This window comes from Micromonospora sp. 050-3, assembly GCF_046549335.1.
Taxonomy (GTDB): Bacteria; Actinomycetota; Actinomycetes; order Mycobacteriales; family Micromonosporaceae; genus Micromonospora; species Micromonospora trifolii.
In genome coordinates this window covers 1,697,861-1,721,597 of record NZ_JAJPVX010000002.1, presented here as the reverse complement: position 1 = coordinate 1,721,597, position 23,737 = coordinate 1,697,861, and the positions used below count along the sequence as shown (strand labels likewise).

At 72.0% G+C, this 23,737-nt stretch carries 19 protein-coding genes; 7 read left to right on the top strand and 12 right to left on the bottom strand.

Going from position 1 to position 23,737, the window contains the following annotated elements:
* Positions 1-42: 42 nt before the first annotated feature.
* The 9 genes from ACLJOK_RS23000 to ftsY form a co-directional block, all read right to left on the bottom strand.
* Positions 43-1,122 (bottom strand): amidohydrolase family protein, encoded by a 1,080-nt coding sequence (locus ACLJOK_RS23000; protein ID WP_410820718.1) that lies wholly within the window; start codon positions 1,120-1,122, stop codon positions 43-45.
* Between the two features lie 65 nt (positions 1,123-1,187).
* The gene (ffh, locus tag ACLJOK_RS22995; RefSeq protein WP_410820717.1) at positions 1,188-2,747 is read right to left on the bottom strand and encodes a signal recognition particle protein; all 1,560 of its coding nucleotides are present in this window, start codon (positions 2,745-2,747) and stop codon (positions 1,188-1,190) included.
* 114 nt (positions 2,748-2,861) lie between these two features.
* Positions 2,862-3,518, bottom strand: a complete 657-nt coding sequence (locus ACLJOK_RS22990; protein ID WP_410820716.1) for a response regulator transcription factor — start codon at positions 3,516-3,518, stop codon at positions 2,862-2,864.
* The gene (locus tag ACLJOK_RS22985) at positions 3,515-4,678 is read right to left on the bottom strand and encodes a sensor histidine kinase (protein ID WP_410820715.1); all 1,164 of its coding nucleotides are present in this window, start codon (positions 4,676-4,678) and stop codon (positions 3,515-3,517) included. Before ACLJOK_RS22985 ends, ACLJOK_RS22990 begins: the two co-directional genes overlap by 4 nt.
* A gap of 198 nt (positions 4,679-4,876) precedes the next feature.
* Positions 4,877-7,153: a [protein-PII] uridylyltransferase gene (locus tag ACLJOK_RS22980; RefSeq protein WP_410820714.1), complete on the bottom strand. Its 2,277-nt coding sequence runs from the start codon at positions 7,151-7,153 to the stop codon at positions 4,877-4,879.
* A gap of 14 nt (positions 7,154-7,167) precedes the next feature.
* Positions 7,168-7,506 carry a P-II family nitrogen regulator gene (locus ACLJOK_RS22975; protein WP_172862163.1) on the bottom strand — a complete coding sequence of 113 codons (339 nt, stop codon included), beginning with the start codon at positions 7,504-7,506 and terminating at the stop codon, positions 7,168-7,170.
* A gap of 25 nt (positions 7,507-7,531) precedes the next feature.
* Positions 7,532-8,944: an ammonium transporter gene (locus ACLJOK_RS22970; protein WP_238681247.1), complete on the bottom strand. Its 1,413-nt coding sequence runs from the start codon at positions 8,942-8,944 to the stop codon at positions 7,532-7,534.
* Positions 8,945-9,219: 275 nt separating this feature from the next.
* Positions 9,220-10,083 (bottom strand): aminoglycoside phosphotransferase family protein, encoded by an 864-nt coding sequence (locus tag ACLJOK_RS22965; protein WP_181518597.1) that lies wholly within the window; start codon positions 10,081-10,083, stop codon positions 9,220-9,222.
* A gap of 6 nt (positions 10,084-10,089) precedes the next feature.
* Positions 10,090-11,271 (bottom strand): signal recognition particle-docking protein FtsY, encoded by a 1,182-nt coding sequence (gene ftsY / locus ACLJOK_RS22960; protein ID WP_334508007.1) that lies wholly within the window; start codon positions 11,269-11,271, stop codon positions 10,090-10,092.
* A gap of 117 nt (positions 11,272-11,388) precedes the next feature.
* Here ftsY and ACLJOK_RS22955 point away from each other — a divergent pair, with 117 nt between their 5' ends.
* The 5 genes from ACLJOK_RS22955 (at position 11,389) to ACLJOK_RS22935 (ending at position 16,436) form a co-directional block, all read left to right on the top strand.
* Positions 11,389-13,116 carry an alkaline phosphatase D family protein gene (locus ACLJOK_RS22955; protein WP_410820713.1) on the top strand — a complete coding sequence of 576 codons (1,728 nt, stop codon included), beginning with the start codon at positions 11,389-11,391 and terminating at the stop codon, positions 13,114-13,116.
* A gap of 10 nt (positions 13,117-13,126) precedes the next feature.
* A complete protein-coding gene (locus ACLJOK_RS22950) occupies positions 13,127-13,567 on the top strand; it encodes a MarR family winged helix-turn-helix transcriptional regulator (protein WP_354943392.1) in 441 nt (146 codons plus the stop codon).
* Between the two features lie 179 nt (positions 13,568-13,746).
* Positions 13,747-15,366 (top strand): MDR family MFS transporter, encoded by a 1,620-nt coding sequence (locus ACLJOK_RS22945; protein ID WP_410820712.1) that lies wholly within the window; start codon positions 13,747-13,749, stop codon positions 15,364-15,366.
* Between the two features lie 9 nt (positions 15,367-15,375).
* Positions 15,376-15,870 carry a universal stress protein gene (locus tag ACLJOK_RS22940; protein ID WP_410820711.1) on the top strand — a complete coding sequence of 165 codons (495 nt, stop codon included), beginning with the start codon at positions 15,376-15,378 and terminating at the stop codon, positions 15,868-15,870.
* 44 nt (positions 15,871-15,914) lie between these two features.
* A complete protein-coding gene (locus ACLJOK_RS22935) occupies positions 15,915-16,436 on the top strand; it encodes a DinB family protein (protein WP_410820710.1) in 522 nt (173 codons plus the stop codon).
* A gap of 7 nt (positions 16,437-16,443) precedes the next feature.
* Here ACLJOK_RS22935 and ACLJOK_RS22930 read toward each other — a convergent pair whose 3' ends face one another.
* The 3 genes from ACLJOK_RS22930 to ACLJOK_RS22920 form a co-directional block, all read right to left on the bottom strand.
* A complete protein-coding gene (locus ACLJOK_RS22930; protein WP_410820709.1) occupies positions 16,444-17,064 on the bottom strand; it encodes an HAD family hydrolase in 621 nt (206 codons plus the stop codon).
* Positions 17,064-20,678 carry a chromosome segregation protein SMC gene (gene smc, locus ACLJOK_RS22925; RefSeq protein WP_410820708.1) on the bottom strand — a complete coding sequence of 1,205 codons (3,615 nt, stop codon included), beginning with the start codon at positions 20,676-20,678 and terminating at the stop codon, positions 17,064-17,066. The genes ACLJOK_RS22930 and smc overlap by 1 nt, the downstream gene beginning before the upstream one ends.
* Positions 20,679-21,027: 349 nt before the next feature.
* The gene (locus tag ACLJOK_RS22920) at positions 21,028-21,222 is read right to left on the bottom strand and encodes a hypothetical protein (RefSeq protein WP_030487463.1); all 195 of its coding nucleotides are present in this window, start codon (positions 21,220-21,222) and stop codon (positions 21,028-21,030) included.
* Positions 21,223-21,594: 372 nt separating this feature from the next.
* Between ACLJOK_RS22920 and ACLJOK_RS22915 the strand changes: the two genes are divergently transcribed.
* Together ACLJOK_RS22915 and ACLJOK_RS22910 are read left to right on the top strand one after the other, a co-directional pair.
* On the top strand, positions 21,595-22,758 hold the full coding sequence (locus tag ACLJOK_RS22915) for a CAP domain-containing protein (RefSeq protein ID WP_410820707.1): 1,164 nt from the start codon (positions 21,595-21,597) through the stop codon (positions 22,756-22,758).
* Between the two features lie 116 nt (positions 22,759-22,874).
* Complete coding sequence (locus tag ACLJOK_RS22910; RefSeq protein WP_410820706.1) at positions 22,875-23,717, top strand: endo alpha-1,4 polygalactosaminidase; 843 nt, start codon at positions 22,875-22,877, stop codon at positions 23,715-23,717.
* Positions 23,718-23,737 lie beyond the last annotated feature (20 nt).

Below are 23,737 nucleotides of genomic sequence, written 5' to 3'. Positions count from 1 at the left end.
CCGGCGTGAGGCGCACACGACGCGGAACGGCCGGCGCGGGGGTCAGCGGATGACGCGGCCGCGGAGGATCGTGCGGGACGGGGCGCGGACGACGCGCAGGTCGCTACGGGGGTCTTCGGGGTAGACGGTCAGGTCGGCGAGGCCGCCTTCGACCAGGCCGGGGAAGCCGAGCCAGGCGCGGGCGCCCCAGGAGGCGGCGGCGAGTACGTCGATGGGCGCCATGCCGGCCCGTTCGTGCAGCAGCAGCATCTCCTCGGCGGCCAGCCCGTGATCGATGCCGCCGCCGGCGTCGGTGCCCACGTAGATCGGCACCCCGGCCTCGTGCGCGGCACGCACCACCTCGGGGAAGCCGTCGCGCAGCGCGAGCATGTGGTCGGCGTACCCGGGGAACTTGCCCCGCGCCTGCTCGGCGATGCCCCCGAAGGTGGCGATGTTGATCATTGTGGGAACCAGCGCGGTGCCCTGGCGGGCCATCTCGTCGATCAGGTCGAGCCTGAGCCCGGTGCCGTGCTCCACCGAGTCCACCCCGGCCCGCACCATGATCTCGACGGCCGATTCGGAGAAGGTGTGCACCGCGGCGCGTACCCCGGCGTCGTGCGCCGCCCGCACGGCGGCGGTGAGGGTGTCCGCGTCCCAGGCCGGCGCCAGGTCACCGACGCCCCGGTCGATCCAGTCGCCGACCAGCTTGACCCAGCCGTTGCCGGCCCGCGCCTGCGCGGCAACAGTGGCGGCGACCTCGGTCGCGTCGACCTCCACGCCGATGTCGCGCAGGTAGCGCTTCGGCGGGGCGACATGCTGGCCCGCGCGGGCCAGTCGCGGAAGGTCCGGCTCGTCGTCCAGTTCGGGGTACGGGTACGGCGAGCCGGCATCGCGGATCGCCAACACCCCGGCGTCCCGGTCGACGTGGGCCAACTCGCGGGCCTGGTCGAGCGACGTGATCGGGGCGCCACCTCGGGCGATGCCGATGTGACAGTGCGCGTCGACCAGCCCCGGCAGCACGAAACCGCCGTCGACGACGGTCTCCGCGCCCGGCACCGGGGTGAAGGTCACCCGGTCGCCGACCAGCCAGAGATCCCGTACCTCGTCGTCGGGCAGCAGCACACCGCGCACATGAAGAGCCATGCGCACAGTCCTACCCGATCACTGCCCGTCCGGGGCGAGCAGGTCGCCCCGGACCGGCACGAAGGTCAGCGGGGGCCGTTGTCGCCGCCCTTGCCGAGCTTGTTGAAGTCAATCTTCGGGAGCTTGAAGCCGGGCGGCAGGCCCTGGCCGCCAGCGAGGTCGTTCGGGTCCATCCCCGGCGGGAGCTGCGGCATGCCACCCGGGAAGCCGGCGGGCATCCCCGCGCCGGCGCCGGTACGCGGACGACCGCCGCCCTTGGTGCCCTTGCGCTTGTTCTTCGGCGACTTGGTCGCCTTGCGGCGGCCACCGCCGGGCAGGCCCATCATGCCGCCCATCTGCTTCATCATCTTCTGCGCGTCGGCGAAGCGGTTGAGCAGCTGGTTGACGTCCATCACGGTGACCCCGGAGCCGTTGGCGATGCGCGCCCGGCGGGAACCGTTGATGATCTTCGGGTTGGTCCGCTCGCCGGGGGTCATCGACCGGATGATCGCTGTGACCCGGTCGAAGTGGCTGTCGTCCAGGTCGGCGAGCTGGTCCTTCATCTGCCCCATGCCGGGCATCATGGCCAGCACGTTGGCGATCGGGCCCATCCGCCGCACCGCGATGAGCTGGTCGAGGAAGTCGTCCAGGGTGAACTGCTCACCGCCCATCAGCTTGGCGGTCATCTTCTCCTTCTGATCGGAGTCGAAGGCCTGCTCGGCCTGCTCGATCAGAGTGAGGACGTCGCCCATGCCGAGGATCCGGCTGGCCATCCGGTCGGGGTGGAAGACGTCGAAGTCCTCCAGCTTCTCACCGGTGGAGGCGAACAGGATCGGCTGCCCGGTGACCTCACGGACCGACAGCGCGGCACCACCACGGGCGTCGCCGTCGAGCTTGGAGAGCACCACACCGGTGATGCCGACGCCGTCGCGGAACGCCTCGGCGGTGCGGACGGCATCCTGACCGACCATCGCGTCGATGACGAAGATGACCTCGTCCGGCGAGACGGCGTCGCGGATGTCGGCGGCCTGCTGCATCATCTCGGCGTCGATGCCGAGGCGGCCGGCGGTGTCGACAATGACGATGTCGCGGGCGGCGCGCTTCGCGTGCTCGATCGACGCGCGGGCCACCTGCACCGGGTCACCGGTGCCGTTGCCGGGCTCCGGGGCGTACACCTCGACACCGGCCCGACCACCGAGCACCTGGAGCTGCCCGACGGCGTTGGGGCGCTGGAGGTCGGCGGCGACGAGCAGCGGCTGGTGTCCCTGGCCCTTGAGCCAGCGGGCGAGCTTGCCGGCGAGGGTCGTCTTACCGGAACCCTGGAGGCCGGCCAGCATGATCACGGTCGGCGGCTGCTTGGCGAACTGGAGCCGTCGCCCCTCGCCGCCGAGCACCTTGATCAGCTCTTCGTTGACGATCTTGATGATCTGCTGGGCCGGGTTCAGCGCCTGGGAGACCTCGGAGCTGCGGGCGCGCTCCTTGACGGCCGCGATGAAGCCCTTGACCACCGGCAGCGCGACGTCCGCCTCCAGCAGCGCGAGGCGGATCTCGCGCGCGGTGGCGTCGATGTCGGCGTCGGTGAGCCGCCCCTTGCCGCGGAGCTTGGTGAAGATCCCGGACAGGCGGTCACTCAAGGTGTCAAACACGCGAACATCCCGTTTGTCAGTGTTCCGGCGGGCACAACGCGGCCGGCACTGCGGAGTCCGGCCACCGCTAGGGTAACCGCCCGGCCGCAGGGCCGCTGTCGCCCGGCCCGGGCCTCACCCCGCCACCAACCCCGACTGGTACGCGAACACGACGAGCTGGGCCCGATCCCGGGCTCCCAGCTTGCCCATCGCCCGGCTGACGTGGGTTCGCGCGGTCGCCGGGCTGACCACCAGCTGCGCGGCGATCTCCTCGTTGTTCAGGCCCTCACCGACCAGGCCGACGACCTGACGCTCCCGATCGGTGAGCGTCTCCAGTCGGGGGTGCGGACGAAGCACCCGGGACGGCCGGGTGGCGAACTCCCGCACCACCCGACGGGTCACCGACGGCGACAGCAGCGCCTCCCCCTCGGCGACGAGCCGGATAGCGCGCAGCAGCTCAGCCGGTCTGGTGTCCTTGGTGAGGAACCCGCTCGCACCGTGGCGCAGCGCGTCGAAGACGTACTCGTCCAGCTCGAAGGTGGTGAGCACCACCACCCGCGTACCGGTCAGATCGGGGTCGGCGACGATTCGGCGGGTCGCCTCGATGCCGTCGATACCGGGCATCCGGATGTCCATCAGCACCACGTCCGGCCGTTCCCGACGGGCCAACTCGACCGCCCGCAGCCCGTCGGACGCCTCGCCGGCCAGCGCCAGGTCGTCCTCGCTCTCCACCAGCGCGCGCAGCCCGAGCCGGACCAGGTCCTGGTCGTCGGCGATCAGCACCCGGATCACGTCGTCGGCTCCACGGGCAGCCCGGCGTACACCCGGAACCCGCCCCCGGCGCGCGGCCCGGTGGTCAACCGCCCGCCCAGCGCGGCGACCCGCTCGCGCATCCCGGCCAGACCGTGACCGCCCTCGTCATCGGCCGGAGCCTTCCCGATGCGGTCGGCGCCCACCCCCCGGTCGGTGACCTCGACGGTCACCTCGTCGGCGCGGTAGTCCACTGTCACCTCCGCGCTCGCCACCCCCGCGTGACGCAGCACGTTGGTCAACGCCTCCTGCACCACCCGGTACGCGGCCAGGTCGACAGCGGCCGGCAACTCCCGGGGGTCACCGACCACGCGCACGTCGACGGCGAGCCCCGCCCCGGCGAGCCGGTCGCGCAGCGCGGGGAGCCGGGCCAGGCCGGGTACCGGCTCGCGCTCGGCGCCCCGCCGCACCGCGCCCAGGGTGACCCGCAGCTCGTCCAGGGCCTCACGGCTGGTCCGGCTGATAGCGGTCAGTGCCACCTCCGCCTGCTCCGGCCGCTTCGGCAGCAGGTGCAGGGCGATCTCCGCCTGCATGCTGATCGCGGCCAGCCCGTGCCCCACCACGTCGTGCACCTCCTGCGCGATGCGCAGCCGCTCCTCGTCGGCCTGCCGTCGCGCCTGTTCAACACGGCTGCGGGCCTCGTCGGCACGGGTACGCGCGGTCGCCTCACGGCTCACCCGCACCACCACCCCCACAGCGAACGGTACGACCACCCAGGCCGACGCGGGCAGCACTCCCGTCCAACCCGGCGCCGGCCCCCGGCCGAAGAAGACGTGCGCCAACAACAGGACGAACGCGCTACCGGTGGCGAGCGCCGCCGGTCGCACCGGCAGCCACACGGCCACGGTGTACACCGCGACCAGGAACGTGACCAGGATCGGCCCGTACGGGTAGCCGATCAGCAGGTACGTCGAGGTGGCCACCGTGACCACGGCGAGGACGGCGACCGGAGCACGCCGCCGGACCAGCAGGGCGAGCGCGGCGACGGCGATCAGCACCCGACAGGCGGCGTCCACCGGCCTCGAGCCCGGCTGGTTGTCCCCGGCCAGACCGGTGGCGAGCAACCCGAACGCGAGCAACACCAGGGCGAGCGCGGCATCCGCCGCCACCCCCGGCCACCGCCACTGCCCGCCTCGTCGCATGGCCGTCATTCTGCCCGCGCAGGTGCCCCCCGACGTGCGCCCACGAGCGACACCGCCCCTACGCCCCCAGACGTACCCCGCCCCACCCTCGACCCCGCAATCTTGCACTTTGTGTCGTCACTATGCGGCCTTTGCGCGGTGTGCGGCGACACCAAGTGCAAAATCGACGCGGGAGTGGGGGTGGGGGCGGGGCGGGGGTTAGACGGCCGCTAGGACTGCGGCTTCCAGGCGGGCTCGGGTGGCGTCGTCCGGCCAACCTCCGACCAGGTAGAAGGCGTCGACCACGTCGGCGCCGAGGGTGGAGATGCGGGCCGCGCGAACCAGGGCGCCGGCCTCGTCGAGCGCACAGGTGACCCGGTAGAGCAACCCGGCGGCGTCGGCGGCGCGCAGTTCCAGCAGTACGGCGTCGGTGGCCGCCTCGCGGTGCCAGACCACTCGTGGCGCGGCGCCGCCGCCACGGCTGGCGAGCGCACGGCCGCGCAGCCGTTGGGTGACCGACACATCCCCGGCTACCGCCCGGCGCAGGTCGGCGCGGAGGGGCACCGGGTCCGGTGGGAGGCCGTAGCGGGGCTGCACCCGGCACTCGACCAGGGCCCGGCCGTCGACGGCGGAGGCGTCCGCGGAGATCACCTCCAGCCGGTGCAGCGCCAGGCAGCCGGCCACCGTGGCGAGCAGACCCCGCCGGTCGGCCGCCGCGACCGACACCCGGTCGCCGGTCAGGTGGACGACCGGCAGGGGCCCGGCCAGCAGCTCCGGGTCCGGGGCGGGCGGCTCGGGGAGTACGCCGGTGTCCAGCGCGGTGCGAACACGGGTGACCAGTTCGGCGACGAGTCGGCCCTTCCAGTCTGACCAGGCCGCCGGCCCGGTCGCCGCCGCGTCGGCGCGGACCAGGGCGTGCAGCACGTCGAGGGTGCCGGTGTCACCGACCGCCTCGGCCACCGAGGCGATGGTGACCGGGTCGGACAGGTCCCGGCGGGTAGCCACGTCGGGCAGCAGCAGGTGCAGCCGGACCAGCTTGCCGATCAGCTCGACCTCCGCCGTGGGCAGACCGACCCTGGTGGCCACCGCCTGGGCAACCGGCACACCGACCGTGCTGTGGTCACCGGGGAGTCCCTTGCCGATGTCGTGCAGGAGAGCGCCGAGGAGCAGCAGGTCGGGGCGCTCCACCTCGCGGGCGTGCCGGCTGGCCTCGTGCGCGGTCTGCACGAGGTGCCGGTCGAGGGTGAAGCGGTGCACCGGATTGTGCTGGGGCAGGCTGCGCAGCCGGGTCCACTCGGGCAGCCAGCCGTCGACCAGCCCGTACCGGTCGCAGGTTTCCCAGGCCGGCACCAGGCCGAGACCGGCGCCGAGCAGGGTGATCAGCGCGGCCCGGGCCTCGGCCGGCCAGGGGGCGGGCAGGGGCGGGCAGTACGCCGCCAGCCACTCACAGGTGGCCCGCGCGATGGGGATTCGGGTCGTGGCCGACGCGGCCGCCACCCGCAGCGAGAGGCTCGGGTCGGGGCGTGCCCCGATCGCCGTGCGGGCGAGCACAAGCTCGCCGTCGTGTTCGACCACGTCGCGGGCCACCGGGCGGCGGGCCGGGCGACCGTTGCCTCCTCGGGAGCGGCCGGAACGCAACCGCTCGGCGGCGCGGAACGCGTCGTCCAGGGCGTGGCTGACCGTGCGGGCGTCGCCGGCGACCCGCCGCAGGAGAGCGTCGCCGTCGTCCAACGCGAGTAGCGCGGCCACACCGTCGCGTTCCTGGGCGACCAGCCGGTCGACGCGTCGGCCGACCTGCTGGTGCAGGGCGTCGCGGGTGTCCAACAGGCGCAGGTGGGCGGCGCGTACGGCGGGGCGCAGCGCGTCGGTGATGCCGGCCGCGGAGATCGCCCGCAGCAGCCCCACGTCACGCAGACCACCGGCGGCCTCCTTGAGGTCGCCCTCCAGCAGGAACGCCAGCTCACCATGGGCCTGCCAACGGGCTTCGGTGACCTCCCGCAGGCCGGGCAGATGCCGGACGGCGGTACGCCGCCAGTGGTCGGCGGCGGTGCGGATCAACGCGTCGGCCAGCGCCTGGTCCCCCACTACCAGCCGGGCGTCGAGCAGCCCGAGGGCGACCTTGACGTCGTCCTGGGCCACCGAGAGCGCCTCGGCGACGGTGCGGACGGAATGGTCGAGCCGCAGGCCCGCGTCCCAGATCGGGTACCAGACCGAGGCGGCCAACTCGTCGGTGCCGGGCACGCCGGCGTGCACCAGCACGAGGTCGAGGTCGCTGTACGGGGCACACTGCCGCCGACCCAGCCCCCCGACGGCCAGCAGTGCCACCCCGTCCCGCACCGGCAGCAACCCCCGCAGGAACGAGTCGTACGCCGCGGCCCGCCCCCGCCGGGCCGCTTCCCCGATCCCCCCGGGAACGCCGACGACCTCGTTGATCAAGAGGTTCGCGTCGCCGTCATCGGCAGGTCCTGACGCGTTCTTCTTGATCAACGAGGTCATGTCAGTGGCCGCGGTCAGAGTGCGTCGAGGCCGCGTTCGCCGGTACGTACCCGGACGACCTCTTCGACACCGGTGACCCAGACCTTGCCGTCACCGATCTTGCCCGTGCGGGCCGCTCCGACGATGGCGTCGACCACCTTGTCGACGTCGATCTCATCGGTGAGCACCTCGACCCGGATCTTGGGCAGGAACTCGACCGTGTACTCGGCACCCCGGTAGACCTCGGTGTGCCCCTTCTGCCGCCCGTACCCCTGAACCTCGCTGACGGTCAGCCCGGCCACCCCGAGGGCGTGCAGGGCCTCCTTCACCGCGTCCAGTTGGTACGGCTTGATGACTGCGGTCACCAGCTTCATGTCCAACCCCTCCATCCCAGGAACGTTAACCGGCGACCTTTTCGCTGACCGGCTCGGCGGGCTCCGCCTCCGGCTTGGCACCGCTCGTCGCGCCGCCACCGGGGGTGCCGATGCCGGCCATCGCGAACGCGCTGCCCGTGCCGCCGCCGGCCGGGGACAGGTCGTAGCTGCTCTCGGCGTGCTCGGCGATGTCGATGCCCTCGACCTCCGCCTCGCCAGTGACGCGGAAGCCGATCGTCTTCTCGATCACGAAGGCGAGCACCCAGGCGACGCCGAACGACCAGGCGGTGACGATCAGGCCGGCGAGGGCCTGCCGCCCGAGCTGGGTCGCGCCGCCGCCGTAGAAGAGGCCGTCGGAGGCACCCACCACGTCGGTGATCGCGGCGTTGACCGAGTTGGTGGCGAAGAGGCCGAGCCAGAGCGACCCGATCCAACCACCGACGAAGTGCACGCCGACCACGTCGAGCGAGTCGTCGTAGCCGAGCTTGTACTTGAGGCTGACGGCGAGCGCGCACACCGCGCCGGCGACGATGCCGAGCAGGACGGACGCCCACGGTGCGATGAAGCCACAGGCCGGGGTGATGGCGACCAGACCGGCGACGGCGCCGGACGAGGCACCGACCATCGTCGGCTTGCGGGTCTTGACCCACTCGACAGCGATCCAGCCGAGCACCGCCGCCGCCGTGGCGAGCTGGGTGTTGATGAAGGCGAGGCCGGCGACCGAGTCGACGGTCAGCTCCGAGCCGGCGTTGAACCCGAACCAGCCGAACCACAGCAGACCAGCACCGAGCGCGACCAACGGGATGTTGTGCGGCTTCATGCCCTCACGCGGCCAACCGAGCCGCTTACCGAGGACCAGGACCACGGCCAGGGCCGCCGCACCGGCGTTGATGTGCACCGCTGTGCCACCGGCGAAGTCCAGTGCGTGGATGTCGCCGCCGATGATGCCGCCGCCCCACACCCAGTGGGCGACCGGGAAGTAGACCAGGGTGGCCCAGCCGAAGGCGAACAGCAGCCAGCCGGCGAACTTGGCCCGGTCGGCGATGGCACCGCTGATCAGCGCGACGGTGATCACCGCGAAGACCATCTGGAAGGCCATGAACACGTAGAGCGGGACGCCGATGCCGCTGGGGTTCTCCGCCGTGGCACCCCACAGGTCGGTTTCGGCGAGGAAGGTCTTGGTGCCGAGGTACGCGCCCGGGTCGCCCCAGAAGCCGTTCACGTCGGTCCCGAAGGCGACGCTGAATCCGTAGAACCACCACAGAATAGAGATGAGCCCGATAGCCGAGAAGCTCATCATCATCATGTTGAGTACGCCCTTGGCCCGGTTGAGGCCGCCGTAGAACAGCGCCAGTCCGGGGGTCATGAGCAGCACGAGCGCGGTCGAAACCAGCAGCCACGTGGTATTGGCGCCGTCGATCGTCGGTGCTTCAGGCACGCTGGCCTCCTAAAGGTGAAGTCCTCCTTCGCGGCTTTCCGGGGCAGCGTCGCCCGTAGGCCGGTTGCGCGGAAGCTTCGCGGCCGGCTGTTTCACTTTGGGTCCCGTGCGGGTTTCCGTTTCGTGACGGGTTGTTTCGGACGTGTCACGAACTCCGCACAGTCATCAGCATGGACGAATGTGGATCGGCCGGACGGCGATCGTCGATGGCTGACCGGTCAACGGCATCGACCGGTGCGCTTGACGAGCCCGGCCGAGCATCGCCCGACCGACGCTCAGCGGAGGGCGTTCTCCAGTGTGTGCCGCTCGTAGTCGAGCAGCCGCAGATCGCGCATCGGTCGACGCAGGTGACCCTTGTGCACGATCCGGACGAACGCCGGCTCACCGGCGGCGGCCATCCGGCGGATCCCCTCGACGTGGTCAACGATCCGTTTACGGATGGTCCGGATCAGCCGGTGCCGGTCCCGGGGGATCAGCCCGTACGCGTCGGCGAAGAGCCGGAGGCGGCGAGGCCGGTCCGGGTGCTTCCAGCCCAGCGTGATCGAGTCGCGGTCCGCGAAGATCGGCACCCAGGTCCAGGCCGCGTACGCCACGTCGTAGATCCGCGCTCCGGGTGAGGCGAGGTCGAAGTCGATCAGCCCGAGGGTGCCGTCCGGACGCCAGATCACGTTGTGCGGCGCGGCGTCGTGGTGGCAGATCACCTCGGTGTCCGGTGGTGGGGGCCCGAACGAGCGCCAGACCGCCGCCTGCGGAGGGGTGAAGCCGTACTGCGCGTCGTGGAACATCCGCAGCATGGTGGCAACGGTGACCAGGGCCTCGTCGGTCACCCAGTGCGGGGCGAGCGGATATTCTCCGCACTCCCCCTCCAGGTACGACAGCACCTCACGGTTGCGCTCGTCCATCCCGAGCGCCCGGGGGGCGCCGGTGAACCCCACGTACTCCAGGTGGCGCAGCAGCGCGTGCACGGACGGGGTCCACGGCCCGGCGTTGCGCCGGACCGTGTCACCCACGCGGACAACGGTGCTCACGTTGCCGCCGTGCAGCGGGATCTCCTGCGAAGTCACGTACGGTCTCCCGAGGCGCTGCGAGGGATGGCCGGGGTCACGCCAGCCCGCGTACGCGCGATCGTCAGTGGTCACCCGAGACTACGCGTCCCGGCCGGTGGCCTCGGTCCCCAGCAACGCGTCGACGAACTGCGCCGGGTCGAACGGGGCCAGGTCGTCCTTGCCTTCGCCGAGGCCTACCAGCTTCACGGGGATGCCGAGCTTGCGCTGCACGGCGATCACGATGCCGCCCTTGGCGGTGCCGTCGAGCTTGGTCAGCACCACACCGGTCACGTTGACCACCTCGGTGAAGACCCGGGCCTGTTCCAGGCCGTTCTGCCCGGTGGTGGCGTCCAGGATGAGCAGTGTCTCGTCGATCGGGCCCTGCTTCTCCACCACACGCTTGACCTTGCCCAGCTCGTCCATCAGGCCGACCTTGTTTTGCAGGCGGCCGGCGGTGTCGATGAGCACGGTGTCCACGCCGGTGTCGATGCCGCGCTTGACGGCGTCGAAGGCGACGCTGGCCGGGTCGGCGGCCTCGGGCCCCCGGACGGTCTCCGCGCCGACGCGGGAGCCCCAGGTCTCCAGTTGGTCGGCTGCGGCAGCCCGGAAGGTGTCCGCCGCGCCGAGCAGCACGCTGCGACCGTCGGCCACCAGCACCCGGGCGATCTTGCCGCAGGTGGTGGTCTTGCCGGCGCCGTTGACACCGACGACGAGGACCACAGCAGGCACGCCGTCCTTGGGGGCGGTCCGCAACGAGCGGTCCAGGCTCGGGTCGAGCGCGTTGACCAGCTCGGCGGCGAGCAGTGCCCGCAGCTCGGAGGCCGAGCGGGTGCCGAGCACCCGGGTGCGCTCGCGGAGCCGGTCGACGATGTCGCGGGTGGCGTCGACGCCGACGTCGGCGGTGATCAGGCTGTCCTCGATCTCCTCCCAGACGTCCTCGTCGAGGTGGTCACGGGCGAGCAGGCCGAGCAGACCCTTGCCGAACACGCTCTGTGAGCGGGACAGCCGCGAGCGGAGCCGGACCAGCCGCCCGGCGGTCGGCTCGGGGACCTCGACCTGTGGTTCGAGCACCGGTGGCGGCTCGACCAGGACGCCGGTGGACAGATCGGACTCCGGTGCCTCGACCGGCGGGCCGGCGAGATCCTCCTCAGCCCTGGTGTCGACCTCCGTGCGTGGCAGCGGAGGCTCGGGCCGTCGCCGCAATCGCGGCACGACCAGCCCGACTGTGCCGGCGATCAGCACACCGAGCAGGACCAGAGCGAGGACGAGATATTCGGCCATGCCGGAATCCTGTCAGATGCGGGCGGCGGCGTCCCAGCCACCGCACCCCGAGCCGTGCCCGGCGTCTCAGCCACCGCACCCCGGCCGGTGCCGGAGACCGGCGGTAGGCTCGGCCGCATGCCCGCCGCGCACCTCCTCATCGGCCCACTTCTGCGGCGAGTGGTGGACACTCGGGCAACGATCTGGGTGGAGACTGCGGCGCCCGCCGTGGTCACCGTCCGCACCGCCAGCGGCGCCACCGGCACCGCGCCCACCTTCTCGGCGTACGACCACCACTACGCCCTCGTCGTGGTGGAGGGCCTTGCCCCGGACAGCGAGACCACCTACGAGGTGCTGGTCGACGACGAGATCGTCTGGCCGGTGCCGAGCAGCGGGTTCCCGCCGAGCGTGATCCGCACCCGGGCGGCCGACGATCGGGACCAGCCGGTCAACCTGATCTTCGGCTCGTGCCGGGAGACCACCCAGCACGCCACCACCCGCAAGCTGCCGCCGGACGCGCTCGACGCGTACGCCCGACGGCTGATGGCCGACCCGGAGTCGAATCCGCTGCCCGACCTGCTGGTGCTGCTCGGTGACCAGGTCTACGCCGACGTCACCTCGCCCACCGTGCGCCGGCTGCTGCGTCGACGGCGGCGGCGGCCGAAGGGCGCTCCGGCAGACCAGGTGGTGAGCTTCGACGAGTACACCAAGCTCTACCTGGAGTCCTGGCGTGATCCGGAGATCCGCTGGCTGCTCTCCACAGTGCCCAGCGTGATGATCTTCGACGATCACGAGATCATCGACGACTGGAACACCTCGGCGGCGTGGCGCGACGAGGTGCGCGAGCAGCCGTGGTGGCAGGAGCGGATCGGCAGTGGGCTCGCCTCGTACTGGGTCTACCAGCACCTGGGCAACCTCTCCCCCGACGAGATCGTCGCCGATCCGGTCTTCGCGAAGGTCGCCGCCGCCGAGGACGCCACCAGCGTGCTGCGCGAGTTCGGCCACCGGGTCGACCAGGAGTCCGACCTGGCGCACGACACCGAGCGCTGGCGCGCTGTGCAATATCAGTGGAGCTACGCACTGGACCTGGGCCGGACCCGGCTGGTCATGCTGGACAACCGGTGCAGCCGGGTGCTCGAGCCCAACAGCCGAGCGATGCTGCCGCCCGGCGAGTGGGCCTGGTTCCTCGACCAGGCGCACGGGGTCTACGACCACCTGGTGGTGGGCGCCTCGCTGCCCTGGCTGCTGCCGCAGGGCATCCACCACATCGAGGCGTGGAACGAGAAACTGGCGGACTCACGCCGACCGTGGGTGGCCCGCGGGGCGGAGAAGCTGCGCCGCGCCCTGGATTTGGAGCACTGGGCGGCGTTCCGGCGTTCCTTCGAGGCGCTCGCGGAGACGTTCGCCCGCATCGGCACCGGCACGCCCCGGCAGTCCGGCGCGCGGATCGGGGCCGGCCCGGCGTACGCCCCACCGGCGTCGATCAGCGTGCTCTCCGGTGACGTGCACCACTCGTACGTGGCGCGGGCCCGGTTCGCGGACCCGGCGGTGGTCACTCCGGTGCACCAGCTCACCTGTTCGCCCATCCACAACCAGGTGCCGGCGGGTATCCGTCCGCTGATGCGGCTGGGCTGGTCGCCCGGTCCGGCCGGGGCCACCCGGGCGCTGGCCCGTTCGGCGGGCGTACGCCGGCCGGGGGTGCGCTGGCGCAAGCTGGCCGGCCCGTACTTCGGTAACGCCGTCGCCACCCTGACCCATCACGGGCGCGGGGCCGACGTGGTCATCGAGGGCACCACCAAGGACGGGCACCTACGCCCGGTGATGCGGCGTCGACTCTCCGGCGACGGCGAGCCGGCCGCGCCGTAGTCTCTACGCCGTGGACGAGCACCTGCCGGAGCCGATCCGGGCGGTCGAGCACGAGTTGACCGCTCTGCTGCGCCGTGGCCGGGCGGTCTCCTGGGAGATCGCCCGGGAGGTGCACCCGAACCTGGAGCCGAACACCTACGGGTTGCTGCTCTGGTTGCGGCGTAGCGGGTCGATCCGGTTGACCGAGTTGGCGGCGCGGCTGGGCGTGGGCAAGGGGACGCTGAGCCGGCAGATCAACGCGCTGGAGGTCCTCGGTCTGGTGCACCGCGACCCCGATCCGAGCGATCGGCGGGCCGCGCAGATCAGCATGACCGAGGAGGGGCAGCGCCGGTTCGACGTGGCCCGCGCAGCTCGGCTGGGCGAGTTCCTGCGCGCTCTGGACGGCTGGCCGGAGCGGGACGTCGAGGAGTTCGCCCGGCTGCTCGGCCGGTTCAACGACTCCTGGCAGTAGCCACCCGGCGCCAGGGAGTCCCTGGCGGTAGCCGCCCAGAACCGGGGAATAGGACGCCGGTCCGACAAGTTGTTGCTTCAGGCAACCAAGGCATACGGTTGCTTCAGGCAACTCTCAGGCGGCCCATGCGTACCAGCCCGCCGCCGTTCCACCTCGACTCCGCTCGGAGGCAACAAACGATGAGCCAGGCGACAGTGCCCTCCCAGGCGACCGCCGTGACCATGACCCACCGGCAGATCCTGGAAGCACTCTCCGGTCTGCTGCTGGGCCTGTTCGTCGCGATCCTCTCCTCCACTGTCATCTCGAACGCGCTGCCGCGGATCATCACCGAACTGCACGGCGGCCAGTCCGCGTACACCTGGGTGGTGACCTCGGCCCTGCTCGCGACCACCGCGACCACCCCCATCTGGGGCAAGATGGCCGACCTGACCAGCAAGAAGACCCTGGTCCAGCTGGCCCTGGGGATCTACGTGCTGGGCTCGGTGCTGGCCGGCCTCGCCCAGGGCACCGGTGAGCTGATCGCCTGCCGCGTGCTCCAGGGCGTCGGCGCCGGTGGCCTCACCGCGCTGGCCCAGGTGATCATGGCCACGATGATCGCGCCCCGCGAACGCGGCCGCTACAGCGGCTACCTCGGCGCCGTGATGGCCGTCGGCACCATCGGCGGCCCGCTGATCGGCGGCGTGATCGTGGACACCTCCTGGCTCGGCTGGCGCTGGTGCTTCTACGTCGGCGTGCCGTTCGCCATCCTCGCGCTGATCGTGCTCCAGAAGACCCTGCACCTGCCGGTTGTCAAGCGGAAGGCTGAGATCGACTGGTGGGGCGCCACCCTGATCACCGCGGCCGTCTCGGTGCTGCTGATCTGGGTCTCGCTCGCCGGCGACCAGTTCGCCTGGGCCTCCTGGCAGAGCGCCGTGATGATCGTCGGCGCGCTGGTCCTCGGCGCGCTGGCGATCCGGGTCGAGACCCGGGCCGCCGAGCCGATGATCCCGCCGCGGCTGTTCCGCAACCGCACCATCACCCTCGCCGTCGTCGCCAGCATCGCGGTCGGCGTCGGCATGTTCGGCGCCTCGATCTTCCTGGGCCAGTACTTCCAGATCAGCCGCGGGCAGAGCCCGACCATGTCCGGTCTGATGACCCTGCCGATGATCCTCGGCCTGTTGGTCGCCTCCACTGTCATCGGGCGGGTCATCAGCAAGACCGGCCGTTGGAAGCGGTACCTGGTGATCGGGTCGGCACTGCTCACCATCGGCTTCGCGTTGATGGGCACCCTGCGCGTCGACACCAGCTTCACACTGCTCAGCGTCTACATGCTGCTGATCGGCGTCGGCCTGGGCATGACCATGCAGAACCTGGTCCTCGCCGTGCAGAACACCGTCGGCCCGCACGAACTCGGCGCGGCCAGCTCGGTGGTGGCGTTCTTCCGCAGCCTGGGTGGCGCGATCGGCGTCTCCGCCCTCGGCGCGGTGCTCGCCCACAAGGTCAAGGACTACACCGCCGACGGGCTGGCCCAACTCGGTATCCCCGCCTCCAGCTCCGGCAGCGGCGGCGCCCTGCCCAACGTGCACACACTGCCCGGCCCGCTACGGGCGGTGGTGGAGAGCGCGTACGGCCACGGAGCCGGTGACATCTTCCTGACCGCTGCCCCGTTCGCGCTGATCGCGCTGATCGCGGTGGCCTTCATCAAGGAGGTGCCGCTGCGCCAGCACAACGGCAACCCGGTTTCCGACGAGGTCGAGCGGGAATCGACTGTCGCTGCCGGCGCCGGCTCACCCGTGATCCGTACCGGCGAGCAGAGGTGAGGTAGAGCCATGGGCGTGGGAGCACCGGACCGCGAGGAGTACGGCCCCCGGACCCGACCGCTGCCCTTCGAGCGCGGCACGGACGGGCCTCGGGTGATCATGGTGGGTGTCGACGGCACCCGGACCTCCGAGCGGGCCGGCTCCTACGCCGCGGGCCTGGCCCGTCGACAGAGCGCCGCGCTGGTGGTGGTCTTCGTCAGCTCGCCGAGCGGGCTGACCGCCCTGGTGCCCGGCATGGACGCCGGCGCGGTCCAGCGCACCCACGACGAGTTGGCCGACGAACTGCGCCGGGAGTGCCGGCGCGGGGCCGAGCAGTGGGACATCCCGGTGACACTGCTGGTGCGGCGCGGCGACGCGTACGGCGAGCTGCGCGCGGCGGCCGACGAGTTCCAGGCCGACATGGTGGTGGTCGGCGCCTCCGAGCAGGCCGGACACCGGCTGGTCGGCTCGGTCGCCACCCGGCTGGTCCGCGCCGGCCGCTGGCCGGTCGTCGTGGTGCCCTGATAACCCCTCGCGGGCTGTCCGAGGTGCCGGGCAGGATGCGCGGCATGACCTGGATCGCGCCGGAGATCACCCGGACCCCCGAACCGTACGTCGGCGACGAGCGCACCATGCTCGACGGCTGGCTCGACTACCACCGACAGACACTGCTGCTCAAGTGCGCCGGCCTCACCGAGGAGCAGCTGCGGACGCCGAGCGTGGAACCGTCCGGGCTGACCCTGCTCGGCCTGGTCCGGCACCTGGCCGAGGTAGAGGCCTGGTGGTTCCGGGAGAACTTCGCCGGCGAGCCTGTCGACTACCCGTACTTCACCCCGGAGAACCCGGACGCCGACCACGACGTCAGCGCAGCCGACGCCGAGGCCGACTTCGCCATCTTCCACCGCGAGGTGGCGCTGGCCCGCGAGGCGGCCGCCGGCCACGCGCTCGACGAGACGTTCACCGAGGTCAGCGCGAAGAAGCGCACCTTCAACCTGCGCTGGGTGTACGTGCACATGATCGAGGAGTACGCCCGGCACAACGGTCACGCCGACCTGATCCGGGAACGCATCGACGGCGTCACCGGCGAGTGACAGGCGCTCAGTAGTCCAGGGCCGCCCGCAGGTAACGCAGGTCGGCGTGGCCGCCCCAGCGGTGCGCCGACAGCCCGGCGGCCCGGGCACCCCGGACGGCCCAGTCCTCGTCGTCGACGCAGAGGACCCGGGCCGGCGGGGTGGCCAGGGCCACGCAGGCGGCCTTGAAGTATTCCGGCGCGGGCTTGTGCACGCCGATCACCGAGGAGTTGACCACCACGTCCAGCTCGCCGACCAGGCCGAGCGCGGCCAGGTCGGCGTCGAGCAGGTCGGTGGCGTTGGTGCCCAGCCCGACCCGGACGCCCGCCGCACGGACCTCCCGGACGAACGCCAGCACCTCCTGATCGACCTCTCCCCGGTAGCTCTGCCACTGCTCCACCGCGGCGCGGGCCCGTTCCGGGCTGCCCACCGATTCGCTCAGGGCGTCCGCCACGCTGTTCATCCACTCGGCGTGGCTGACCTGGCCGGTGAGCACCGGCTGGAGCCGCCCCCACTGCATGGCGATCTCGCCGAGCACCCCCTCGGAGAGGCCGTACTCCCGCTCGACAACGGCGGCCACCGCCGGGTCCCACCGGCGCAGTACGCCGTCGAAGTCCAGCAGGAGCGCCGTCGCGCGTTCCCGAGCCACTACCCGTTCTCCTCGCCGCGGCCGTGCCGCTGGTCGTCCTCGTCGGCCCGGTTGAGCCGTTGGCTGATCACCTGGGTGACCCCACTGCGCATTGTCACGCCATAGAGCGCGTCGGCGATCTCCATCGTCCGCTTCTGGTGCGTGATGACGATCAACTGACTCTTCTCGCGCAACTGTGCCAGCAACAGGATCAGCCGGCCCAGGTTGACGTCGTCCAGGGCCGCCTCCACCTCGTCCATGATGTAGAACGGGCTGGGTCGGGCGCGGAAGATCGCCACCAGCATGGCCACCGCGGTCAGTGACCGCTCGCCACCGGAGAGCAGCGACAGCCGCTTGATCTTCTTGCCCGGTGGGCGGGCCTCCACCTCGACGCCGGTGGTGAGCAGGTCGTCCGGTTCGGTGAGGATCAGCCGTCCCTCGCCCCCGGGGAAGAGCACTGTGAACACCTTCTCGAACTCCCGGGCGGTGTCCTCGAAGGCGCTGGCGAAGACCTCAAGAATCCGCTCGTCCACGTCCTTGACCACTGTGAGCAGGTCCCGACGGGTGGCCTTGAGGTCCTCCAACTGCTCGGAGAGGAACTTGAAACGCTCCTCCAGCGCGGCGAACTCCTCCAGCGCGAGCGGGTTGACCTTGCCGAGCAGGGCGAGTTCGCGTTCCGCCTTAGCGGCCCGCTTCTCCTGCACCGGCCGCTCGTAGCGCACCGGCTCGGGCACCGGCAGACCGTCCCGTTCGGCCGCCGCGACGTCGACCTGGGTCGGCGGAACGGGCTGCGTCGGACCGTACTCGGCGACCAGCGTCTCCACGTCCAGCCCGAAGTCCTCGGCGGCCTTCGCCTCCAGCTGCTCGATGCGCAGCCGCTGCTCCGCCCGGGCCACCTCGTCGCGGTGCACCTGGCTGGTCAGCCGCTCCAACTCCGCGGCGAGCCGCTTGGCGGCCCCGCGTACCTCCTGAAGCTCTGCCTCCCGCGCGGCGCGCTCCAGGGCAACCGCGTCGCGGTGCTCCTCGGCCGTCGCGATCGAGGTGGTCAGCTGGGTCAGCGCCTCCCGGGCGCCACCGGCGACGGACCGTGCGATGCCCGCACCCCTGGCGCGGGCGGCCCGCCGGGCCGCCGCGCGTTCCCGGGCGGCCCGCTCCGCGGTGGCCTGCCGGGTGAGCGAGTCGGCCCGGCCGGCGATCGAGGAGACCCGCTCCTCGGCGGTACGCACGGCGAGCCGGACCTCCATTTCATTCTGCCGGGCCTGCGGCACCATGGCCGCCAGCTGATCCCGTTCCTCGGCGGAGGGCTCGGCGTCGACAGGGGTCTCCTCGGCCAGCCGTAGCCGCTCCTCCAGCTCGGCGAGCGCGGTGAGGTCCCGTTGCCGGGCGGCCTCGGCGCGCGAGCGGGAGTCGCCGAGCCGGTCGGTCTCGGCCTTCGCGGAGCGGGCCGCCGCGCCCAGCTCGGCCAGCCGGCGAGCGGCGGCGTTGCGGTGGCTCTCCGCCTCGCGCTTCTCGGCGGCGGCGTGCTGCACGGTCTCTTTGGCGGCGGCTACCTCGGCGCGCGCCTCGACCAACTGATCACGTAGCTCCAGGCCAGCGCGTTCGGCGGTGACCCGGTTGGCGCGGGCCTCCTCGACGGCGGCCTGCACCTCGATGTAGCTGGGGGCCTTGGCCGACCCGCCCGCCGCCGCGTACGCCCCGACCACGTCACCGTCCGGGGTGACCGCCCTCAGCTCGGGGTTGCTGGCGACCAGCTCGGCGGCGGCGGCGAGATCGTCGACGAGCGCCACGTCCCGCAGGGCCCGGTGTACCGCCGGACGCAGCTCGGCGCTGCACTCCACCAGGTCGGGCGCCCACCGGGCGTCGTCCGGCAGCTTCGGGCGCAGCGCGTCGTTGGAGCCGGTCATGCCGGGCCCCGCCGGGCTGCCGACCAGCAGGCCGGCCCGGCCGGCGTCGGAGATCTTCAACAGCCGCATCGCCTCGACGGCCTCGTCCACCCCGCTGACGGCGACGGCGTCGGCAAGGCCGCCGAGCGCGGCGGCCAACGCGGCCTCGTGACCCGGCGCGACGGTGAGCAACCCGGCGAGGCTGCCGAGCAGGCCGGGCACGTCCCCGGCGCGGGCGAGCAGCGCCCCGGCGCCGTCCTTGCGCCGCAGCCCCAGGGCGAGCGCCTCCTCGCGGGCCTTCCAGGTGGCGGCGTCCTTCTCCGCCGCCCGCTCGGCGTCGGAGAGTGAGCGCACTGTGGCCTGGGCCCGTTCCTGCACGGCGACCGCCTCGGCGTGCCGGGCGTCCAGGTCCGCGTTGTCCCGGTCGGCTTCGGTGGACTGGGCGGCGACCGCGTCCAGTTCGGCCTGCGCCTGCTCGGCGCGGCCCAGCGCGTCGGCGTGCGCGATCGCGAGGCGTTCGATCTCCTCGCCGGCGCTGGTGGTCCGGGCCCGGGCGGAGTTGACCTGGCCGGTGAGCCGGGCCATCCCCTCCCGCCGGTCGGCGATGGCCTTGGCCGCGGCGACCAGCTCGCGCTCGGCCGCGGCCAGCTGCCGCTCCAACTCCTGGCGGTGCTCGACCGCCTCGGCCAGTCGGATCTGGTCGTCGGTGAGCGCGCCGCGCAGCTCCTCCTCCTGCTCGCGGACGCGTTCCGCCTCGGCCTCCAGCTGGTCCGGGTCGCGGCCGGGCCGCTCGTCGTCGCCGGTGGCGCTGAGGTGCCGCAGCCGCTCCCGGGCCAACTGCTCGATCGAGCGGAAGCGTTCCTGGAGGGCGGAGAGCTTGTACCAGGTGTCCTGGGCGGCGGCGAGCAGCGGCGCGTCCTCCGCGAGGGCGGCCTCCAACTCGCCGAGTCGGCCCTGCACCTCGGTGTGCTCACCCTCGATCTGCTCGCGCCGCTCGCGCAGCGCGGTCTCGTCGGCGATCTCCCGGTCGAGGGTGGTCCGCAGGGTGGCCAGGTCGTCGGCGAGCAGCCGCAGCCGGGCGTCGCGCAGGTTGGCCTGGATGGCGGCGGCGCGCCGGGCCACCTCGGCCTGCCGGCCCAGCGGCTTGAGCTGACGACGCAGCTCGGCCGTGAGGTCGGTGAGGCGGTTGAGGTTGATCTGCATCGCGTCGAGCTTGCGCAGCGCCTTTTCCTTGCGCTTGCGGTGCTTGAGGACGCCGGCCGCCTCCTCGATGAACGCCCGGCGGTCCTCCGGCTTGGCGTGCAGCATGCCGTCGAGGCGGCCCTGCCCCACGATGATGTGCATCTCCCGGCCGATGCCGGAGTCGGAGAGCAGCTCCTGGATGTCGAGCAACCGGCAGGAGTTGCCGTTGATCTCGTACTCACTCTCGCCGGAGCGGAACATCCGGCGGGTGATGGAGACCTCGGTGTACTCGATCGGCAGCGCGCCGTCGGTGTTGTCGATGGTGAGGGTGACCTCGGCGCGACCCAGCGGCGCCCGGCCGGCGGTGCCGGCGAAGATGACGTCCTCCATCTTGCCGCCACGGAGGGCCTTGGCGCCCTGCTCGCCGAGGACCCAGGCGATGGCGTCGACGACGTTGGACTTGCCCGAGCCGTTCGGGCCCACCACGCAGGTGATCCCGGGCTCCAGCTTCAACGTCGTCGCGGAGGCGAAGGACTTGAACCCCTTCACCGTCAGGCTCTTGAGATACACCTACTCGATCCTCGTCCGGTGGCCGCCGTACCGTCGCCGGCTGTGGGGACCTGGGTGAACCCGCAGACTAACCCGGCGGCGGGAGCGGCCCGGCACGCGACCCGCCCCGCGTCGCGTCGACAGTGGGCGCGCTGATGTTCCGTGGACAGCGATAAAGGCAAGCGCCTTTCATGATCGGCTTATCCGCCGACGCGCTTTCCGGTAACTGTGCGGCGCTGTTCCCACACGATCGGCCGCATGATCATGAATCGTCGGTGCCGAAAGGGTGCCGGACAGTGTTGCGCGCCGGCACAGAGGTGTCGGCGCGCATTTTTGCGGTGGTGCGATTCAGTTTTTTACGACCTGAAGATCAGGTCAGCGCCGGCTCGGCCAGACGGAGCAGATCGTCCGCCTCCGCCGCAGCCGCCGCAAGCCGATCATTGTCGGCTCGCAGACGCGTGATCTCGAACTCCAGTGCCTGAACCCTGGAACGCAGTCGGGTGACCTCGTCGAGCAGACGCCGGTCGGGCGCTGCACCTACGTGGCCGTAGAGGGCCTTCGCCATGCTGACTCCTTGATATGCGCTGCCGGAAAGGCCGGCCAACGCGCGCCCAATTCATACGCGGCTGTCATTCCAGGCTGTATCTGGGCATGACCGGGCGCGACTGGCGACACCTATATATTGAGCCGCAAACCCCTCCTTCGTCAAGTTCTCGCAGGCCGTAGATCATCTCTACGTCGACCTGTCCACTTGTCGGGGGGCTGCCGCAAGGCACGGACACTCTCTGTCCGGACGCCTTTACTGTACGCCCGGATCAGCGGAAGTCCGCACCCTGGCGTCCGACTTCCCCTTAACTCTTTCTTAGCCACGTTGCCGCAGGTCGTAGGCGCGCCGTAGCGTCACCCCGGCCCGCAACCAACCCCTGGAGGCATAGGCGTGTACGGCTGGACCGATCCGATGGACCCGAACGGCGCACCCCGGCGCGCCGAGGGGCCGACCGACGAGCCGGCCTGGCTGCACGACCGCCCGGAGCCCCGCTCGGCCTACCTCTTCGGCGACGAGCCCGGTCAGCCGGGCGACGAGTGGCACCGAGAGCAGCCCCCCGGCGGCCGGCAACCGGACCCGGCGATCCCCGCCGAGGCGTCCGACGCCCACACCGCCGCCTGGGATGCCTACCAGCCGGAGGGCGGGACCGGCGACTGGGGCGACAGCCACCCGGCCCAGGACACCACCGGCGGCCGGCGCGCCGAGGCGCCCGGCGGCTGGCACACCGACACCGACCCGGAGACCACCGACGGCTGGCGCGGCGCCGCCGAGACCGGACGGCCCGGCGAGGGCCGGCACCGCTCCCCACGCCGCTGGCGCCGGCCGCTGATGATCGGCGGCGCCGCCGCGGCCGCCACCCTCGTGGTGAGCTTCGGCGTCGGCGCACTCACCCTGCCCGGCGGTGACGACGGAGCCGCGCAGCCGACGGCCGTCGACGACTCCTTCGCCACGTCGGCCGCGCCGACCGGAGAGCCGGCGCTGGACACCCTCGCCGCACCCTCCCCGTCCACCATCCCCAGCCCGGCGTCTGCGAGCCCGTCGCCGACCAAGGTCGTCAAGCCCACACCGGCGACGTCGCGGAGCACCGCCGCGTCGCGCCGCAGCGTCGAGCGCAGCACCGCGCCGAGCAACACCGGCAGCTCCACTGGTTCCAACGGCTCCAGCGGCTCCGTCAGCGCCCAGGCCCGCGAGGTGGTGGACCTGGTCAACGCCGAGCGCGCCAAGGCCGGCTGCAAGGCGCTGAGCATCGATGACAAGCTGATGACGGCCGCCCAGCGGCACAGCCAGGACCAGGCCGACAACCAGAACATGTCGCACACCGGCAGCGACGGCAGCAACGCCGGCACCCGGCTGGACCGGGTCGGCTACACCTGGCGCACGTACGGCGAGAACGTGGCCTGGAACCAGAAGAACCCGGCCGCGGTGATGGACGCCTGGATGAACAGCTCCGGCCACCGGGCCAACATCCTGAACTGCGCGTTCACCGAGATCGGCGTCGGCATCGCCGACAGCAACGGACCGTACTGGACGCAGGTCTTCGCGGCGCCGCGCTGACCGCGCGTCGTTCCCGCCCCCGCGCTCGTTGACCTGGTGAGGTACGTCGGGCCGGAGCGTGGGGGCCGCGTACCGGTGCGGGCGGCGACCGGCCGTCCGGGACCCGGGAGCTGCCGATGCGGATCCGGCCGCGGCGACGCGTCGCCGTACGCCCACTGCGCCGCGTCCTGTCCGCCAGCGTCGCTGTCGTGCTGGTGGTGCCGGCGTACGGGTGCCGGCCCGCGCTGACCCCGCCCGGCGCGCCCACCGCGTGGCCGGCGGAACAGGCCCGGCACTGGCAGTGGCAGTGGCAACTCAGCGGCCCGCTCGACCCGGCGGTGGACGCCGATGTCTTCCTGCTCGACCCGGTGGCCACCACCGCCGCACAGACCGCCGAACTGCGCTCCCGGGACCGCCGGTTGATCTGCCAGGTGAACGTGGGATCGGTCCGCTCCGACGACCCGGACGCCAGCCGTTTTCCGGAGGTCGTTCGGGGTGCGGCCGGGCGTCGCCCCGACAGCCGGTGGCTGGACGTCCGGAGTTGGGACGCGCTCCGGCCGGTGCTGGCCGACCGGTTCCGGCTCTGCCGGGGCAAGGGCTTCGGCGCGGTGGCGCTCTTCGACGCCGACGGGTACGCGGCACGCACCGCCTTTGCGCTCGACTTCGACGACCAACTGCTGTTCAACCGCCGGCTGGCCGAGCTGGCCCGCTCGCTGAGCCTCTCCCCCGGGCTGGTCAACGACGTGCCGCAACTCGCCGCGCTGGCCCCGGACTTCGACTTCGCGGTCAACGAGGAGTGCGTCCGGCTCGCCCAGTGCGCCAAGCTGCTGCCGTTCAGCGACGCCGGCAAGCCGGTCTTCCATGTCGAGTACACCGGCTCGACGGACGACTTCTGTGTCACCACAGTCGGCTACGGCTTCGCGTCGATCCGAAAGGACCGCACGTTGGACGCGTCCCGAGAACCCTGCCCCCTCCCCTAACCCCGCCCCGCCCCGCCCCG

Coding starts and splice junctions, on each gene's coding strand:
- ACLJOK_RS23000 (WP_410820718.1), bottom strand. CDS start 1,122: ATGGCTCTTCATGTGCGCGGTGTGCTGCTGCCCGACGACGAGGTACGG.
- ACLJOK_RS22985 (WP_410820715.1), bottom strand. CDS start 4,678: ATGCGACGAGGCGGGCAGTGGCGGTGGCCGGGGGTGGCGGCGGATGCC.
- ACLJOK_RS22980 (WP_410820714.1), bottom strand. CDS start 7,153: ATGACCTCGTTGATCAAGAAGAACGCGTCAGGACCTGCCGATGACGGC.
- ACLJOK_RS22975 (WP_172862163.1), bottom strand. CDS start 7,506: ATGAAGCTGGTGACCGCAGTCATCAAGCCGTACCAACTGGACGCGGTG.
- ftsY (WP_334508007.1), bottom strand. CDS start 11,271: ATGGCCGAATATCTCGTCCTCGCTCTGGTCCTGCTCGGTGTGCTGATC.
- ACLJOK_RS22955 (WP_410820713.1), top strand. CDS start 11,389: ATGCCCGCCGCGCACCTCCTCATCGGCCCACTTCTGCGGCGAGTGGTG.
- ACLJOK_RS22945 (WP_410820712.1), top strand. CDS start 13,747: ATGAGCCAGGCGACAGTGCCCTCCCAGGCGACCGCCGTGACCATGACC.
- ACLJOK_RS22940 (WP_410820711.1), top strand. CDS start 15,376: ATGGGCGTGGGAGCACCGGACCGCGAGGAGTACGGCCCCCGGACCCGA.
- ACLJOK_RS22935 (WP_410820710.1), top strand. CDS start 15,915: ATGACCTGGATCGCGCCGGAGATCACCCGGACCCCCGAACCGTACGTC.
- ACLJOK_RS22920 (WP_030487463.1), bottom strand. CDS start 21,222: ATGGCGAAGGCCCTCTACGGCCACGTAGGTGCAGCGCCCGACCGGCGT.
- ACLJOK_RS22910 (WP_410820706.1), top strand. CDS start 22,875: ATGCGGATCCGGCCGCGGCGACGCGTCGCCGTACGCCCACTGCGCCGC.